The sequence below is a fragment of the Flavobacterium sp. N3904 genome (genome assembly GCF_025947305.1).
In the GTDB taxonomy this organism is placed as follows: Bacteria; Bacteroidota; Bacteroidia; order Flavobacteriales; family Flavobacteriaceae; genus Flavobacterium.
This window is the reverse complement of the sequence record NZ_CP110009.1, coordinates 4,217,011-4,232,184: the sequence shown is the minus strand read 5'-3', so window position 1 is coordinate 4,232,184 and position 15,174 is coordinate 4,217,011. Positions and strand designations below refer to the sequence as shown.

16 protein-coding genes are annotated in these 15,174 nt (G+C 35.7%); 5 read left to right on the top strand and 11 right to left on the bottom strand.

Annotation, left to right across the window (positions count from 1 at the left end; translation table 11 throughout):
- Window positions 1-39: 39 nt before the first annotated feature.
- Window positions 40-1,233 carry an ADP-forming succinate--CoA ligase subunit beta gene (sucC, locus tag OLM57_RS18085; protein WP_219316503.1) on the top strand — a complete coding sequence of 398 codons (1,194 nt, stop codon included), beginning with the start codon at window positions 40-42 and terminating at the stop codon, window positions 1,231-1,233.
- An 87-nt stretch (window positions 1,234-1,320) separates the two neighbouring features.
- Here sucC and OLM57_RS18080 read toward each other — a convergent pair whose 3' ends face one another.
- Window positions 1,321-2,463, bottom strand: coding sequence for a geranylgeranyl reductase family protein (locus OLM57_RS18080; RefSeq protein WP_264565086.1), 1,143 nt, complete (start codon window positions 2,461-2,463; stop codon window positions 1,321-1,323).
- 164 nt (window positions 2,464-2,627) lie between these two features.
- Between OLM57_RS18080 and OLM57_RS18075 the strand changes: the two genes are divergently transcribed.
- The gene (locus tag OLM57_RS18075; RefSeq protein WP_264565085.1) at window positions 2,628-4,193 is read left to right on the top strand and encodes a protein adenylyltransferase SelO; all 1,566 of its coding nucleotides are present in this window, start codon (window positions 2,628-2,630) and stop codon (window positions 4,191-4,193) included.
- Window positions 4,194-4,245: 52 nt separating this feature from the next.
- Here the strand turns inward: OLM57_RS18075 and OLM57_RS18070 are convergent, their stop codons facing one another.
- Both OLM57_RS18070 and OLM57_RS18065 read right to left on the bottom strand, forming a co-directional pair.
- A complete protein-coding gene (locus tag OLM57_RS18070) occupies window positions 4,246-4,905 on the bottom strand; it encodes an NAD(P)H-binding protein (RefSeq protein WP_264565084.1) in 660 nt (219 codons plus the stop codon).
- 6 nt (window positions 4,906-4,911) lie between these two features.
- The gene (locus OLM57_RS18065; RefSeq protein WP_264565083.1) at window positions 4,912-5,376 is read right to left on the bottom strand and encodes a DUF1456 family protein; all 465 of its coding nucleotides are present in this window, start codon (window positions 5,374-5,376) and stop codon (window positions 4,912-4,914) included.
- 188 nt (window positions 5,377-5,564) lie between these two features.
- Between OLM57_RS18065 and OLM57_RS18060 the strand changes: the two genes are divergently transcribed.
- Complete coding sequence (locus OLM57_RS18060; protein ID WP_264565082.1) at window positions 5,565-7,076, top strand: thioredoxin-like domain-containing protein; 1,512 nt, start codon at window positions 5,565-5,567, stop codon at window positions 7,074-7,076.
- 150 nt (window positions 7,077-7,226) lie between these two features.
- On the opposite strand, the gene OLM57_RS18055 is transcribed toward OLM57_RS18060, so the two are convergent.
- A complete protein-coding gene (locus tag OLM57_RS18055) occupies window positions 7,227-8,033 on the bottom strand; it encodes an alpha/beta hydrolase (protein ID WP_264565081.1) in 807 nt (268 codons plus the stop codon).
- A 58-nt stretch (window positions 8,034-8,091) separates the two neighbouring features.
- On the opposite strand from OLM57_RS18055, the gene OLM57_RS18050 reads away from it, so the two are divergent.
- Both OLM57_RS18050 and OLM57_RS18045 read left to right on the top strand, forming a co-directional pair.
- Window positions 8,092-8,493, top strand: coding sequence for a TerB family tellurite resistance protein (locus OLM57_RS18050; protein ID WP_264565080.1), 402 nt, complete (start codon window positions 8,092-8,094; stop codon window positions 8,491-8,493).
- Window positions 8,494-8,546: 53 nt separating this feature from the next.
- Window positions 8,547-9,152, top strand: a complete 606-nt coding sequence (locus OLM57_RS18045) for a hypothetical protein (RefSeq protein ID WP_264565079.1) — start codon at window positions 8,547-8,549, stop codon at window positions 9,150-9,152.
- 80 nt (window positions 9,153-9,232) lie between these two features.
- Here OLM57_RS18045 and OLM57_RS18040 read toward each other — a convergent pair whose 3' ends face one another.
- The 7 genes from OLM57_RS18040 to OLM57_RS18015 form a co-directional block, all read right to left on the bottom strand.
- Entirely contained in the window at window positions 9,233-10,051 is an 819-nt protein-coding gene (locus OLM57_RS18040) for a hypothetical protein (protein ID WP_264565078.1), read from the bottom strand.
- Between the two features lie 451 nt (window positions 10,052-10,502).
- On the bottom strand, window positions 10,503-11,090 hold the full coding sequence (locus OLM57_RS18035) for a porin family protein (RefSeq protein ID WP_264565077.1): 588 nt from the start codon (window positions 11,088-11,090) through the stop codon (window positions 10,503-10,505).
- A 111-nt stretch (window positions 11,091-11,201) separates the two neighbouring features.
- The gene (locus OLM57_RS18030; RefSeq protein ID WP_264565076.1) at window positions 11,202-11,714 is read right to left on the bottom strand and encodes a hypothetical protein; all 513 of its coding nucleotides are present in this window, start codon (window positions 11,712-11,714) and stop codon (window positions 11,202-11,204) included.
- A gap of 151 nt (window positions 11,715-11,865) precedes the next feature.
- Window positions 11,866-12,495, bottom strand: a complete 630-nt coding sequence (locus tag OLM57_RS18025) for a hypothetical protein (protein WP_264565075.1) — start codon at window positions 12,493-12,495, stop codon at window positions 11,866-11,868.
- Between the two features lie 185 nt (window positions 12,496-12,680).
- Window positions 12,681-14,669 (bottom strand): excinuclease ABC subunit UvrB, encoded by a 1,989-nt coding sequence (uvrB, locus tag OLM57_RS18020; protein ID WP_264565074.1) that lies wholly within the window; start codon window positions 14,667-14,669, stop codon window positions 12,681-12,683.
- Window positions 14,666-14,773, bottom strand: a complete 108-nt coding sequence (locus OLM57_RS18730) for a hypothetical protein (protein ID WP_413614355.1) — start codon at window positions 14,771-14,773, stop codon at window positions 14,666-14,668. Before OLM57_RS18730 ends, uvrB begins: the two co-directional genes overlap by 4 nt.
- 105 nt (window positions 14,774-14,878) lie before the next feature.
- The gene (locus OLM57_RS18015) at window positions 14,879-15,142 is read right to left on the bottom strand and encodes a hypothetical protein (protein WP_264565073.1); all 264 of its coding nucleotides are present in this window, start codon (window positions 15,140-15,142) and stop codon (window positions 14,879-14,881) included.
- Window positions 15,143-15,174: the final 32 nt, after the last annotated feature.

Below are 15,174 nucleotides of genomic sequence, written 5' to 3'. Positions count from 1 at the left end.
ATTCTGAAATAGATTCAGAATCCAGACAAATTCTATATTATGAACATACACGAATATCAAGGAAAAGAAATTTTAGCTAGCTATGGAGTTCGCATTCAACGCGGAATTGTAGCCAATAGTCCAGTAGAAGCTGTAGCTGCTGCAAAACAATTAACTGCCGAAACTGGTACAAGTTGGTATGTTGTAAAAGCTCAAATTCACGCAGGTGGTCGTGGAAAAGGCGGTGGAGTAAAGCTTGCCAAAGGAATAGACAAAGTAGAAGGAATTGCAGAAGAAATAATCGGAATGCAATTAATTACACCTCAAACTTCTGCTGAAGGTAAAAAAGTACACAAAGTTTTAATTGCTGAGGATGTTTATTATCCTGGTGAAAGTGAAACTTCTGAGTTTTATGTTTCTGTTCTTTTGAATAGAGCAACAGGACGCAACATGATTATGTATTCTACAGAAGGTGGAATGGATATTGAAGAAGTGGCAGAACATACGCCACACTTAATTTTTACTGAAGAAATTGATCCATCAGTTGGATTACAAGGTTTTCAAGCAAGAAGAATTGCTTTTAACTTAGGCCTTTCAGGAAATGCTTTCAAAGAAATGGTAAAATTCATCGATTCATTATACAATGCTTATATTGGTTCTGATGCTTCTATGTTTGAAATCAACCCAGTTTTGAAAACTTCGGATGATAAAATTTTAGCTGTAGATGCTAAAGTAAATATCGATGATAATGCTTTATACAGACAAAAGAAATATGCTGATATGCGTGACGTTCGTGAGGAAAATCCAATCGAAGTTGAAGCAAAAGAAGTAGGATTGAACTATGTAGATCTTGACGGTACAGTAGGATGTATGGTGAATGGTGCAGGTCTTGCAATGGCAACTATGGATTTAATTAAGTATGCTGGTTTTGAACCTGCAAACTTCCTTGACGTAGGTGGAACTGCTGATGCAAAACGTGTGGAAACTGCTTTTCGTATTATCTTGAAAGATCCAAACGTAAAAGCAATCTTAATCAATATTTTTGGTGGAATCGTTCGTTGTGACCGTGTGGCACAAGGAGTTGTTGATGCATACAAAAATATGGGAGATGCTATAAAAGTGCCAATTATTGTTCGTTTGCAAGGTACTAATGCTGCTATCGCAAAAGAATTAATTGATAATTCTGGAATGCCAATTTTATCTGCTGTTGAATTCCAAGAAGCAGCTGATCAAGTTAAAGCGGCGCTTTCTTAATTTGACACGAAAAATTCATATATTAAAAATCCTGAGTTAAAGTTCAGGATTTTTTATTTTTAATTCAAAAGTTATGTCAAGAGTATTTTAAAAAACAGCCTCTTTAATTTTTCTGCTGATACTTTTAAGGTAATCTTTAGGATACGTTCTTTCTCCCATAAACAAGTCTGTCAATGCTTCGGCCGCATATTGACCGTACTTTTTTAAAATAATATTTCTAAAGCTTTTTTTATGATAGAAATGGTTTGCCAACACTCTTGCTTTTTCGATTTCAAGCAAAATTGTCGCTTCTAATTTTTCAATATATAAAGCGGCTGCTTTTTCGGGATTTAAATTACTTTCGATAATTGCTTCAGCAGCTTGCACACCACTCAAAATGGAATTAGAAATTCCTTCGGCTACTAATGGATCTGCCAAACCCGCAGCGTCTCCTGTTAGAAAAACATTTTTTTGAACAAAAAAATCCGTTCTTGGAGATACTGGAATTACGAAACCGTGAGCTTGGTCATTGAGAATTTCAGTAATTCCTAGTGTATCTAAATAGTCTGTATAATATTGTTTAAGATTGATCTTTTTATTGGTTTTTATAACAACTGCAACCCCAATCGAAAGATGATTATTTTTAGGGAAACACCATCCATATCCGTAAGGAATGGCATCAATGTCAAAACGGGCATTTTGAGACAATCGCTCAAAATCTGCCGCTGGAACTTCAACTTCATATTCCAATGCTGGAATTAGTGTTCTCGTTTCTTTCCAACCAGCTATTTTTGCTATCGGGCTTAAAGCACCATCTGCAGCTATAATAAATTTAGCGGTAACATCTCCTTCAGTTGTGTGAATCGTTTGAATTTCTCCAAATGTAATATCCAAAACTTTATGATTTTGCAGTAAAGTAACACCATTATCTTTGGCTTTTTCAACGATTAAATTATCAAAAACATCACGCATCACCATGCTAACGATAGGTTTTTCTCTTCTGGTGGTAATACAGGGATATTTTTTTGAAAAATAAGTATCTATTGAATAGAACTTTTTTTCAACTACAGATGAAATATCAAAGGGCATCATTTTTAGACCTCTAAAAACTATACCGCCTCCACAAGTTTTATACCTTGGCAGGGTTTCTTTTTCAATAATTACAGCTGAAATTCCTGATTTGGATAATTCAAATGCCGCTGAAGCACCTGCGGGACCACTGCCAATGATCGCTACGTCGAATGATTTCATATGTTTTTCTAGTAAAACTAAATTAATAATTTGAAATCTTCAAAATTATCTTCGGAATGTATTTTATAAGTATAATGATTTTGGATATAAGATAAAGTTATCGTGAGGGTCTAATTATGTCTGCAATATGAAATACCTTTACGTGATATTAATTTAGTAAAAAAATGAAACTTCATATCCAAAATAATTTTACTGCCGAATTGCCTGCTGATCCAAGTGAAATTAATATTCCGAGACAGGTACAAGAAGCTTGTTTCTCTTATGTAGAACCAAAAAAGCCTTCAAATCCGTCTTTAATTCACGCTTCGGTTGAGGTGGCTTGTTTTTTAGGGTTATCAGAAGATGATATTCATTCAGAAGATTTTTTGAACACTTTTTCTGGTAATGTCATTTATCCCGGAACCAAACCGTATGCTATGCCTTATGCAGGGCATCAATTTGGGAATTGGGCCGGGCAATTAGGTGACGGACGTGCCATTAATTTGACTGAAGTGCTTCATAATAATGCTTCGTACACTTTACAATTAAAAGGCGCTGGACCTACGCCGTATTCCCGAACAGCCGATGGTTTTGCGGTTTTGCGTTCATCCATACGGGAACATTTGTGTGCCGAAGCCATGCATTATTTGGGAGTTCCGACAACACGTTCGCTTTCGCTAATACTTTCTGGAGATAAAGTATTAAGAGATGTAATGTATAATGGAAATCCCGCTTATGAAAAAGGAGCTATTGTAAGTAGAGTGGCACCTTCGTTCATCCGTTTTGGAAATTTTGAATTGTTTGCTTCCAGAAAAGATCATGATACACTGCAATTATTAACGAATTATACCATCAAACATCATTTTCCGGATATTAAAAGTGAAGGTGTTGAAAAATATCTAGACTTTTTTCAAACGGTAACTCAGACTACTCTTGATATGATTGTGAATTGGCAGCGAGTAGGTTTTGTTCACGGTGTTATGAATACCGATAATATGTCGATTCACGGCATTACTATTGATTATGGTCCTTACGGATGGCTGGAAGATTACAATCCCGATTGGACTCCCAATACAACCGACAATCAGCATAAAAGATACCGATTTGGCAATCAGCCCGATATTGCTTTGTGGAATTTGTACCAACTGGCCAATGCTTTGTATCCCCTGATTAATGATGCCAAACCGCTTGAGACTATTTTAAATGCTTTTAGTACTGATTATCAAAAGAAGTATTTGAATATGATGCGAAATAAACTTGGTCTCAAAATAAATAAGGACGAAGATCCAGTTTTGATCGAAAATCTTACCGAACTGCTTCAGTTGATAGAAACGGATATGACTATTTTCTTTAGAAATCTAAGTGATGTTCAAAAAGAAGATGCTTTAGAAATTGCTTTGGATAGAATTAAAGAAGCTTTCTATAATGAAAATGATGGTAGTGAATCTGTTTTGAATAACTGGCATAATTGGTTGCAACAATATATTGACCGAATCAATCAAGAGACAATTACGGACGGCGAAAGAAAACAATTTATGAATGGTGTAAATCCCAAATATGTATTGCGTAATTATATGGCGCAACTTTGTATTGATGCTGCCGATAAAGGTGATTATTCTTTGCTGAATGAACTGTTTGAATTGCTCAAAAAACCTTATGATGAACAACCTGAAAGCCAAAAATGGTTTGCCAAAAGACCCGATTGGGCAAGAGACAAAGTAGGATGTTCTATGTTAAGCTGTAGTTCTTAATAATAGTTTTAGAAATATAGAAAAGCCTGAATGAAAATTCAGGCTTTGATGTTTATTGCTTTCCAATTTCTTGAATCGAGTCCGATTCATAAATTGTAAATCCTTTGTTGTTTTGTTGTGCTATTGCAAAAAGAGCCTTGGCAACCGTTGCACTTTCTATAGGTTTGTATTTTCTTAAATTTCCAACAAACATAAATGAGAATGCTTTCATAAAAAAAGCACCTATTTTTTCTCCTAATCTAAATTCGGTTCTATTGCCCAAAAGGAGGGAAGGTCTCAAAATGCTTATTTGTTCTAATGCTAAGGTTTTGAGTAAATTTTCAATTTCGCCTTTTGTTTTCAAATAAAAATTAGAGGATGCAGCGTCGGCACCGAGGGAAGAAATGATAAGGAATTGTTTGATTTTATTTTGGGTCGCTATTTTTGCAAATTGTTCAGGATATTCAAAATCTACTTTCCTGAAAACTTCTTTGCTTCCGGCTTTGTTTATGGTTGTGCCGATGGTGCAAAAGAAATCATCTCCTTCAACCAAATCACGATAACTTTCTGGATTGTCAAAATCAATAATGTGTTGCTTTAATTTAGGATGTTGAATACCGGAGTCTCTTTTCACGAAAGTGATAACCCGAGAATATTGGTCACTCTCCAAAAGAAGCTGCAGTAATTGCGAACCAATAAGGCCTGTGCTGCCTATAATTAAAGCTGTTTTCAAGATGGATTAGGATTTTTTGTTTTTACCAAAATTGTATTTGACTTTTTCTACAACCTGTATTTTGTCATTTCCTTTTGGGAATTGTTTTTTTGATGGTTTTTTGGCTGCATTCGATTTTCCGGGAGCTTGATCACCTCTTGCTCTTTCTTCATCTTTTGCTTTTGGCTTGAATTCTGCTCTTTTTGAGTCGCTTTCTTTTGCCGGAATCTGCGCTTTGTGCTTAGCCAAAACGTCATTTGGGTTTTTAGGATTTTCTTTCGTTCCTCTCAAATGAATTACCAATCCGTTTAGGAAATTGCGCAATACCTGATCGCCGCATTCCATATAGTTTTCGTGTTTTTCATCACGGAAAAAAGCACCCAATTCTGATTTTGTAATTCTAAAATCTACTAATTCTAGAATTTCTACTATTTGATCATCGCGCAACATCAAGGCTACCCGAAGTTTTTTGAATATATCGTTATTTGTCATTTTTATGTATTTAAAGTGCAAAGATAAGCATTTAACAAATCAATTTCTGCTTATTGTTTTTCTGACATTAAAAACACTCTGTGAAATTTGAAATTCGATTTAAATTCAATTATTTTTGAATGATAAAATGAGATTTATTCTATAAAAAATATTTTAAGACTAAAGTGCTCCAAAGATTATTACTAATTATGAAGAAAATTATACTGAGTTTCGTTCTCTTTTTTGGTTTAATGTTCGTGCATGCTCAAACGGGTCATGAAATCAAAATTAATTTGCAGCATTGTAAAGATACCGTTGCTTATCTGGCTTTTTATCAGTTTGACAAATTGTACGTTTCAGACACCTGCAAGAAAGTGGTGAACGGAAATATTGTTTTCAAAGGGAAGAAGAATTTAGACAAAGGTGTTTACTTTTTATTGAGTCAGGAAAAAGGGAATTATTTTGATTTTATTGTAGACGAACAGTCCCAAAAGCAACAAATCACTTCGGATAAAACCAATTTACTGGAGAATTTAAAAGCGGTCAATTCCAATCAAAACAAGAATTTCTTCGATTATATACGCTTTGTCAGTGCCAAAAACAAAGAATTCGACAACTTCAAAAAGGCGATAAAAGAGCAGAAAAAGCCTGATTCCGTAGCGCTTTTAACCAAAGAATTTAAAGTTCTGAACGCCACGATTCAGGAAAAGGACTTGAGTACTATTGCTCAAAACAAAGGAAATTACCTTGCTGAAATAATCAATTTGAAGACAGAGAAAACAGCCAAGGATATACCGAATGTTTCTAATGGGAGACCCGACAGTATTTTTGCCTACAAATATTATAAAAAACATTTTTGGGATGGTGTCAATTTTCAGGATGATGCTATGTTGCGCAATCCGTTTTTTGCCAATAAAATAAAACAATATTTCAATACCGTTGTGGTGCAACATCCGGATTCTATTTGTGTAGAGATTGATCGAATGATGAGCAAAACCAAGCAAGGTACCAAGATGAATATGCTTTTGTTGGCCTATTTTACCTCTACATATGAGATTCCGAAAATCATGGGAATGGACAAAGTGTTTGTCTATATGGTTGATAATTATTTTAAAACTGGAAAAGCCAACGGAGTTTATGACGATAGCGTGATCAAACTCATTATAAACCGCGGCAATGTTCTGGCTCCATTGCAACTCGGGAAAACGGCTCCCGATCTTTATATGATTGACATTCCCACTCATGATAAAATTGCGAAAATGGGTTTTGATACCGCCAAAACTAGCGAAGAAATCACCAAAATCTATTACGACAATAAGTCGGAAATCGAAAAATATTATGTGACACTATCGAATATAAAAGCTGATTATTTGATTCTAATTTTTTGGGATGTCGATTGTGGCCATTGCCAAAAAGAAGTGCCAAAAATCCTTGATCTTTACCATGATTTACTGAAAGAAAACAAAGATGTGAAAGTTTTTGGGGTGTACACACAAAATGATTTTGACAAATACAAAAAGTACATTATTGACAATAAAATCGATTGGATCAATGTTTATGATGGCGTCCATATCAACAATCTCAAAGATAAATACGATGTGGTGACCACGCCAGTGATTTATATTCTGGACAGAAACAAAGTCATCAAGGCCAAAGGAATTGGTTCTGAGGCGATAAAAAGCATTATCACACAAATGGAAAAAGAGTATTCTAAAAAGTAGATAGCTTTGATATAAAACTAAAAGTTTCACAGCGATTCGCAAAGAAAAAAAAGACAGAGATTCACCGAGAATTTTAAAGCTTATTCTAGTGAATCTTTGTGTTTACCTTGTGGCTTTTTGTGAAATAGCGGTTGTAATTATTAGTAAAAGTTAATGCCCTAACCAAATAATGGCATCTACAAAACCATCTCTCCACAATTTTTCATTGTGATGCCCGCCTTTTACAATTACTTTTTTGTTTAGATTCAAGCAATAGCAGCGGTTTTTATTCAGTAACACTTCCATGTGGTTGAGGTCGTTTACCATGTCGTCGTCATCGCCTTCTGAGTCGCCACAGAGAAAGTAAATTTTGGCTGTTACTTTCTTGCTGCTTGCCATATATTCGTTGATGTCTTTTCGATTGATCCAAAAGGCGGGGGAGAATACGCCGGCTTTACCAAAAACTTTTGGATATTTTATAACGGCATAAAAAGAAGTCAAACCGCCCAAAGAACTTCCCATAATGGTGGTGTTTTTGGCATTGGTTTTTGTTCGGTATTTTTTGTCGATTTCGGGTTTTAACGTATTTACGATAAATTCTAAGTACTTATCGGCGTTGCCTCCACCGTATTTTTCATTTTTGTAGGGTGTTAACTCTTCCAATCGTTTTTCGCCGCCGTTTTCTATCCCTACCACAATTACTTGTGCATTGAGGCTGTCTAATTTTTCGTCTACATTCCATTCGCCTGCAAAAGAAGTTTTGGCATCAAATAAATTTTGTGCGTCGTGCATGTAAATGACTGGGTATTTTTTGGTTGTAGTCTCGTAGTTTTTGGGTAAGTACAACCAAATTTTTCGGCTTGTTTTCAGTTGAGGGGCTTCGATGGTAAAAGTAGAAACCTGTTTGGAAGCCGTGCTCTCCTGTGCACTGGTTTTGTGCAGCAATAAGAGTAGCGGAATGAAGTAAATTAATTTCAAGACGATTTAATTTTTAGATTTAGAAAAAAAGAATATTTTAGCTAAAAATACTAATTTGATGGACACACACATAAAAAAAATCAATTTATTGTCGGAGATGATTGCATTCTCGGTTGTTGATGGGAGATTGCATGAAAGAGAATACCAATTTGTTTGGATTGTTGCCCAAGAGTTAGGCATCAGCAAAAAAGAATTTAAGGATTTGTTTCATCAGGAATTGCCCGCTGGTGTTATAAAATCGGAATTTGAAAGGATACAGCAGTTTTATCGTTTAGCATTGTTGATGCATATTGATGGTGTTTTGCATCAGAAAGAGGAAGAGGCCATACGTCAAATTGCCATCAATATGGGGCTGAATCCGGGGGCTACCAACCGTATTTTGAAATTGATGAAAGCGTCTCCAAGTGCCATGATTCCGGCAGAGGTGTTGTTGAATCATTTTCAGGAGCAGCTGAATTAAGTTATATGCGGGTTTCGTTTACAGCACGTTAGTACTATTCCTTTAACAGCGGGTTGAGTGCTATTGTCTGGAACACAGTTGTGAGTTTTCTTTCCGCAGTTACGAGTTTTCTTCCCGCAGTTACGAGTTTTCTTTCCGCAGTAGCAAGTTTTCTCTCCGCAGTTGCGAGTTTTCTCCCCGCAGTTACGAGTTTTCTTCCCGCAGTTGCGAGTTTTCTCTCCGCAGTTGCGAGTTTTCTCTCCGCAGTTGGGAGTTTTCTCGTCGCAGTTACGAGTTTTCTTTCCGCAGTTGCGAGTTTTCTTCCCGCAGTTGCGAGTTTTCTCCCTGCAGTTACAAGTTTTCTTCCCGCAGTTGCGAGTTTTCTCTCCGCAGTTGCGAGTTTTCTCGTCGCAGTTACGAGTTTTCTCTCCGCAGTTGGGAGTTTTCTCGTCGCAGTTACGAGTTTTCTTCCCGCAGTTGGGAGTTTTCTCCCTGCAGTTACAAGTTTTCTTTCCGCAGTTACGAGTTTTCTCGTCGCAGTTACGAGTTTTCTCGTCGCAGTTGCGAGTTTTCTCTCCGCAGTTACGAGTTTTCTAAATGAAGTTGCGATTTTTCTCGCCGCAGTTGCGAGTTTTCTTTTCGCAAATGAAAGTTTTCTTAAAAAAAAAGTCGCTGTTTAGCGACTTTTTTGATGTTCTTTGTATCGTTTGGAATTAAGGCAATTGCCCAAATCAGTTGTGAACCTGTTACCGGTAGTTTTTTACACAAAGTTTACTCTCAATGTGTTTTGGGTTCGTGCTATGTTACCTTTATATTTTCCAGGATTCCAATGATTATAGTTTTCTTTTAAAGTTTTTATCGCTTGAGTAATTAAATCTTTTTTGAATTTTTCATCTACTGCATCATTTACCCAATTACTAACTTTTAAATTACCTATTGTTCCGTTTTTTTCTATTGTAAAAGTTATGTCAGCAAACAAAGATTTATAACTATCAATTTTAACAGGTAAATTTACTTTTATGTTAGTATAATAATCGCCTTCTATGTAAACTTCTCGACTTATTATTTTTGGTTTTTCTTTATCCTCTAAATCGTAAATGCTTACAACTTTATTATTTTCGATGATGTTTTTGATAAAAATACTTTCAGCTTCTTTTTCAATTTCCGAAAAATAATTCTCTCCATATTGTTCTTTCATTTTTAAACTAATGTAACCACTATAACATCCTTGAGTTTGTCCTTCATAACCAACACATCCAATGTCTTCTATTACTTTTTTAATTTTCCGTTTCTTTAATACTTCTTCAATTTCTGTTTCGAACGGTTTTGAACGACATCCAAAACAAATAGTTTCAATAAACAATTTTTGATATTTATTAATGTCTCTTTTAGCTCTTTCAATATCATTGATACAAAGTGTGTCAGATTTGGGCGGGTTTAATAAATACTTTGGGTTACTATTATTAAAAACGATTGTTCTAGTTTCAGTTTTTTTTTCGTCCACTTTTTTATTCGAGTTTTTTTTACAACTAATTGCAAAAAATAAAATAACTAAAAATATTCCGTAGTGTTTTTTCATAAAATAACAGTTAACTTTCTGGTACTAGAGCGGGTTGCTTTTATTAGTCAATAGCATTACATTAAAAATATACTGAATCAACAATGAAATCGGCAAAAGTATAATTAGGTGTCCGACAAAAAAAAAGAATTGAGGATTACCGCATCTCGGTCCTGATGGTGGATTCAAATAGTTTTCAATCCAAAATAGTCCAAAAGGATAAAAGAAAATAATTAACCCTGTTAATGTATAAGTTAGACTTTTCGATGAATGAGTAAATCGTCTAAAAAGAAGCGTAACAATAAGTGGTATTAAAATGTAAGGTGTAAATATTAAAATTGCTCGCATTGTTTTTTAATTGTTTTTTTGCTGGTCAGTAAAAATGCCCTAAAACTTTCTGGTAATATAGCGTGTTCGAGACTAAATTAAGCCAATTGTCCAAATCTACTGTAGTACTTAGAAGCTGTTTCTCTTATTTGATATTATATCCAATTGTAAATTGACCATAACCATTGTGAAGGTCTTTTGTGCTTCCAGTTGCAGAATATTGATATTTACCTATTGAAGTAAAGCCTTGATATATTCCAAATTCGAAAAATAATCGATTTACAGTAAATCCTGTTCCTAAATTAAAGCCAAAATCGATATCTGAATCAACAATTTGTGCACTTCCATTAGTCGACTCTTTATTTATCAGAAAACCAATTTGTGGGCCGGCTATAAGGTATATTTTGTTCCAAAATTTAAAGTTCATTGGAATGTTTAGGTACGTAAGTTTTAAATCTAATTGATCAATTTCGTTACTGTAATAATTGTAGTCGGTCTGTGTACGGTCTCCTACTTGGTCAAAAACAATTGCCGGTCGAAATGCTATTTTTTCATTGAACGGAATCTCGTAAGAGGCACCAATATGCAAACCGAAGGATTCTTCTGCAAGAATCTGTTGTGCAATACCATCTGTAAAATAGGAATAATTTACTCCAGTGAAAACATTTATTTTATTTTGGGAGTAAATAATTGAGCAAAACATTAGAATAATTGTAGTAGTAATTTTTTTCATAGGTAATATTTTTTTTTGTTTTAATAGGTTATAATGTTAGGGTATTGCAGTAGGTTTGGGATTTAGTTAGTTTTCTAAATATGTTGTAATAGCTTTTACTAGCAGTCCTTATTATTTATTCAGTGTCACATTTCTTTCATTCAAAATTTGGTCAATGGCAATTCTGGCTTCATCAACTAATTTATCATTATTTCCTCTTCTAACTAATTCCTCCGAAGAGAGGTTTTGAAATTCACGCCTGAAAAAATTAACTCTGTTTTCTTGTGCTTTTTCAACTTCTGCTGGCTCAGCTCCAAACCATTTTTCTCTTAAGTTTATTAACTCACGTAATCTTGAGAAAATCAATATTATTAATAAAATTAAAGGAATTAGCATAACAAATCCAATATGTGCTTCAAAAGCTTCACTAAATTTAATTGCATTAAAAGTTGAAAGAATCAAGGCGAATGTTAGTATTCCAAGGCCTAAATCTTTGTGTCCAAATAGCAGCGCTGCTGAGGCAAATGTAAGGCTTACAATTCCAAATATAAATTGAACTCCAAATTGAGGATTGTAAATCAGTGAGCTTATAACGAATATCCAAAGTAATATTACGATTACTATTTCGGTTGTGATTTTACGCATAATTTTGTGTATTACTGATATCGTTCTGGTACTGCAGCGGTATGTGACTAAATTAAGCCCTATTTTCGAATTTGCCATATCATCACAAATACAAAACTAATTTCAAATTAAGCCAAAAACCTGAATCTCGCCAAACGGCTGTTATATGCAGTTATTTTTTATAAGGTTCTTTCTTTTCAAACGTTTTTGTTATTTCATTTAAAATATATATTTCTGGTTTACAGTATGAGCAATTATTGTAAAAATAATTTGTTTCTTCAGGTGGATTAATAATTAACATTCTACTGTCTTTTTTAAATTCTGAGCCGACTGATGAATCTGGAGCATCATATATTTTCCCAGTTCTTCTATCGATTAGTACATTCATCTGACAAGGACTTCCACAACCCCAAGTAGCAAAGGTATAATGCCCTGCAAAAAGATTTTCAGGATCATTATAACTTTCTCTAATTGCAGTTCTGAATCGCCTTCCTAATTCGTGAGAATTTAAGTCAAGTTTAGCTTTGACATTTTCGATGTTAACTTTAAAATCATCAAAAGTTATATATGGTTCAAATTTTACTAGAACTTCTCTAATTTTATCTTTCTGAATAGTTGTATCTCCATAAATGATTACGCTACCTTCATTTAATATAGTATCAATTACAGGTTTTACTTCCTCTTTCTTTTGATCTGATTTAGCAGTATTTGATTTAATTTCTGGTGTAATCAAATTTTTATTTCCATCAGTACACGACAAAAATAGAAGTAGTGTTGCTAAAAAATAGAAGTGTCTTTTCATAATTGCATATAAATACTGTATAAACAAACAAACCTTCGTCAATCACTCCCAAAAGGTGGATAAACGAAGGTTTGTTTTGCTTTCTGGTTTCTCAAAAATAAGAAAAAAAAGATTACAAGTCGGTAAAAAATCATATATTTTAGTGGATACTTTTTCGTACGTACGGCAGTATGCCTTTTGGCGGTTTAGTCCTTTGCCTGCAATGCCTTGATCTGGTCCCTGAGTTTTGCAGCCTGCATAAAGTCGAGGTCTTTGGCTGCTTTTTCCATTGCTTTTCGTTTTTCGCGTATCAGTTTTTCGCGATCGGGTTTGGACATGTAGGCGGTTTCGGGTTCGGCCGCTACATTCATGATGTGTCCCAATTCGTATTCGACCAATTTGTTGTTGGTAAAGGCGCTTTCGATCTTTTTATTCAATGCCTGAGGCACTACATTGTTGGCTGTATTGAAATTGATTTGCTTGGTGCGTCGGTAATTGGTTTCGTCTATGGTTTTTTGCATGCTGTTGGTGATTTTGTCGGCATACATGATGGCTTTTCCGTTTAGGTTTCTGGCGGCACGACCGATGGTCTGGGTGAGCGAGCGGTGGCTTCGGAGGAATCCTTCCTTGTCGGCATCGAGAATTGCGACCAATGAAACCTCGGGCAAATCGAGTCCTTCGCGCAGTAGGTTGACGCCTATCAATACATCAAAAATTCCTTTTCGAAGGTCCTGCATGATTTCGATGCGCTCCAATGTATCGACATCGGAGTGGATGTAGCGGCAACGAATAGACACTTTGGTTAGGTATTTGGCGAGTTCTTCGGCCATTCTTTTGGTGAGTGTGGTGACCAAAACGCGTTCGTCGAGTTCGCAACGCTGTTGGATTTCTTCAATCAAATCGTCGATCTGGTTCAGGCTCGGGCGAATTTCAATAATAGGGTCCAGTAAACCTGTTGGTCGAATCACCTGTTCGACATAGACGCCGTCGCATTTTTGCAATTCGTAGTCGGCAGGGGTGGCAGAGACATAGATAACCTGATTTTGCATGGCCTCGAACTCCTCGAATTTTAGCGGTCGGTTGTCCATGGCTGCCGGCAGACGGAAACCATACTCGACCAGATTTTCTTTTCGGCTTCGATCGCCTCCGTACATGGCGTGTACCTGTGAAAGGGTTACGTGACTCTCGTCTACGACCATCAGGTAATCTTTTGGGAAATAATCGAGTAAGCAGAAAGGTCTTGACCCGGCTTCCCTGCCGTCGAGGTAGCGCGAATAGTTTTCGATTCCGGAACAATAGCCCAATTCGCGGATCATTTCGAGATCAAAATTGGTGCGTTCTTCGAGGCGTTTGGCTTCGAGGTGTTTGCCTATTTCTTTGAAATAATCGACTTGCTTGACCAGATCCTGCTGGATTTCCCAAATGGCGTTTTGCAACACATCGGGCGAAGTCACAAACATATTAGCGGGATAAATGGTGAGTTTTTCGAATCGCTCAATGACTTTGGATGTTTTTATATCGAAGCTTTCCATTTCTTCGATTTCGTCACCAAAAAAGTGAATTCGAAACGCATCATCGGCATAACTCGGATAGACTTCGATAGTGTCGCCTTTTATCCTGAAATTCCCGGGGGTAAAATCGGCCTCGGTTCTGGAATATAAACTCTGAACGAGACTGTGCAATAATTTGGTTCGGGAAATCATTTGGTTTTTCTCGATGGCAATAACATTTTTTTGGAATTCTACCGGGTTTCCGATACCATAAATGCAAGAAACAGAGGCAACGACCAGAATGTCTCTTCGACCCGAAAGCAGCGATGAGGTGGTGCTCAATCGCATTTTTTCCAGTTCTTCGTTGATGGATAAATCCTTTTCGATGAAAACTCCGGTAACGGGCATAAAAGCTTCAGGTTGGTAATAATCGTAATAGGATACGAAATACTCGACGGCATTGTTGGGAAAAAACTGTTTGAACTCGGAATACAACTGAGCGGCCAAGGTTTTGTTGTGTGCCAAAACCAATGTAGGGCGCTGAATTTCCTGAATGACATTGGCCACCGTAAATGTTTTTCCGGAACCGGTAACTCCAAGCAAAGTTTGGAATTGCTCGCCAGACTCAATGCCCTGTACTAATTTTTCGATGGCTTGTGGCTGATCGCCTTTGGGTTGGTATTCGGATATGACTTGGAAATTCATTTGCTTTGGTTTTTCAATCGTTTAGGGTTTTGTCTTGTATCCCAAACGGATAGAATTATAATGTGGTTTTCATTTGTTTCATAGAAAACATAATAGTTTTCAATTAATAAACCGCGAACATTTAAGGGATCGGTTTTTTTTTCAATATTTGGGTGTTGGAGTAGTGTTTATAATAGCTTTTGATTGAAGTTTTGCAGATGATGTCCAAACTATTCTTCTCGCAACCATCTTTCCATTTCTTCATTTACAGCATCATTGTCAATATAATTCCCTTCTGAATATTCTTTTTGAGAGTTTTGAATTTCCTTTTTTTGTTGTTCAGCAAGAATTATTATTTTTTGCAAATCCAAATTTTTGTTTTCAATACTTTCTGATTTACTGTCTAAAATTGTGTTTATTGCAGACAAAAAAACTTCGTCATCAATTTCAGATATTTTAGAAATCAATATTTTTTTTAATTCGATTGTGCTCATAAGATATGAATTTATACAAATTTAGTCAAAAG

What these genes read in the sequence shown, in the direction of transcription:
- OLM57_RS18040 (WP_264565078.1), bottom strand. Translation starts at nt 10,051, where the DNA reads ATGAAAAAACACTACGGAATATTTTTAGTTATTTTATTTTTTGCAATT.
- OLM57_RS18075 (WP_264565085.1), top strand. Translation starts at nt 2,628, where the DNA reads ATGAAACTTCATATCCAAAATAATTTTACTGCCGAATTGCCTGCTGAT.
- OLM57_RS18035 (WP_264565077.1), bottom strand. Translation starts at nt 11,090, where the DNA reads ATGAAAAAAATTACTACTACAATTATTCTAATGTTTTGCTCAATTATT.
- OLM57_RS18025 (WP_264565075.1), bottom strand. Translation starts at nt 12,495, where the DNA reads ATGAAAAGACACTTCTATTTTTTAGCAACACTACTTCTATTTTTGTCG.
- OLM57_RS18030 (WP_264565076.1), bottom strand. Translation starts at nt 11,714, where the DNA reads ATGCGTAAAATCACAACCGAAATAGTAATCGTAATATTACTTTGGATA.
- OLM57_RS18015 (WP_264565073.1), bottom strand. Translation starts at nt 15,142, where the DNA reads ATGAGCACAATCGAATTAAAAAAAATATTGATTTCTAAAATATCTGAA.
- OLM57_RS18080 (WP_264565086.1), bottom strand. Translation starts at nt 2,463, where the DNA reads ATGAAATCATTCGACGTAGCGATCATTGGCAGTGGTCCCGCAGGTGCT.
- OLM57_RS18060 (WP_264565082.1), top strand. Translation starts at nt 5,565, where the DNA reads ATGAAGAAAATTATACTGAGTTTCGTTCTCTTTTTTGGTTTAATGTTC.
- OLM57_RS18050 (WP_264565080.1), top strand. Translation starts at nt 8,092, where the DNA reads ATGGACACACACATAAAAAAAATCAATTTATTGTCGGAGATGATTGCA.
- OLM57_RS18065 (WP_264565083.1), bottom strand. Translation starts at nt 5,376, where the DNA reads ATGACAAATAACGATATATTCAAAAAACTTCGGGTAGCCTTGATGTTG.
- uvrB (WP_264565074.1), bottom strand. Translation starts at nt 14,669, where the DNA reads ATGAATTTCCAAGTCATATCCGAATACCAACCCAAAGGCGATCAGCCA.
- sucC (WP_219316503.1), top strand. Translation starts at nt 40, where the DNA reads ATGAACATACACGAATATCAAGGAAAAGAAATTTTAGCTAGCTATGGA.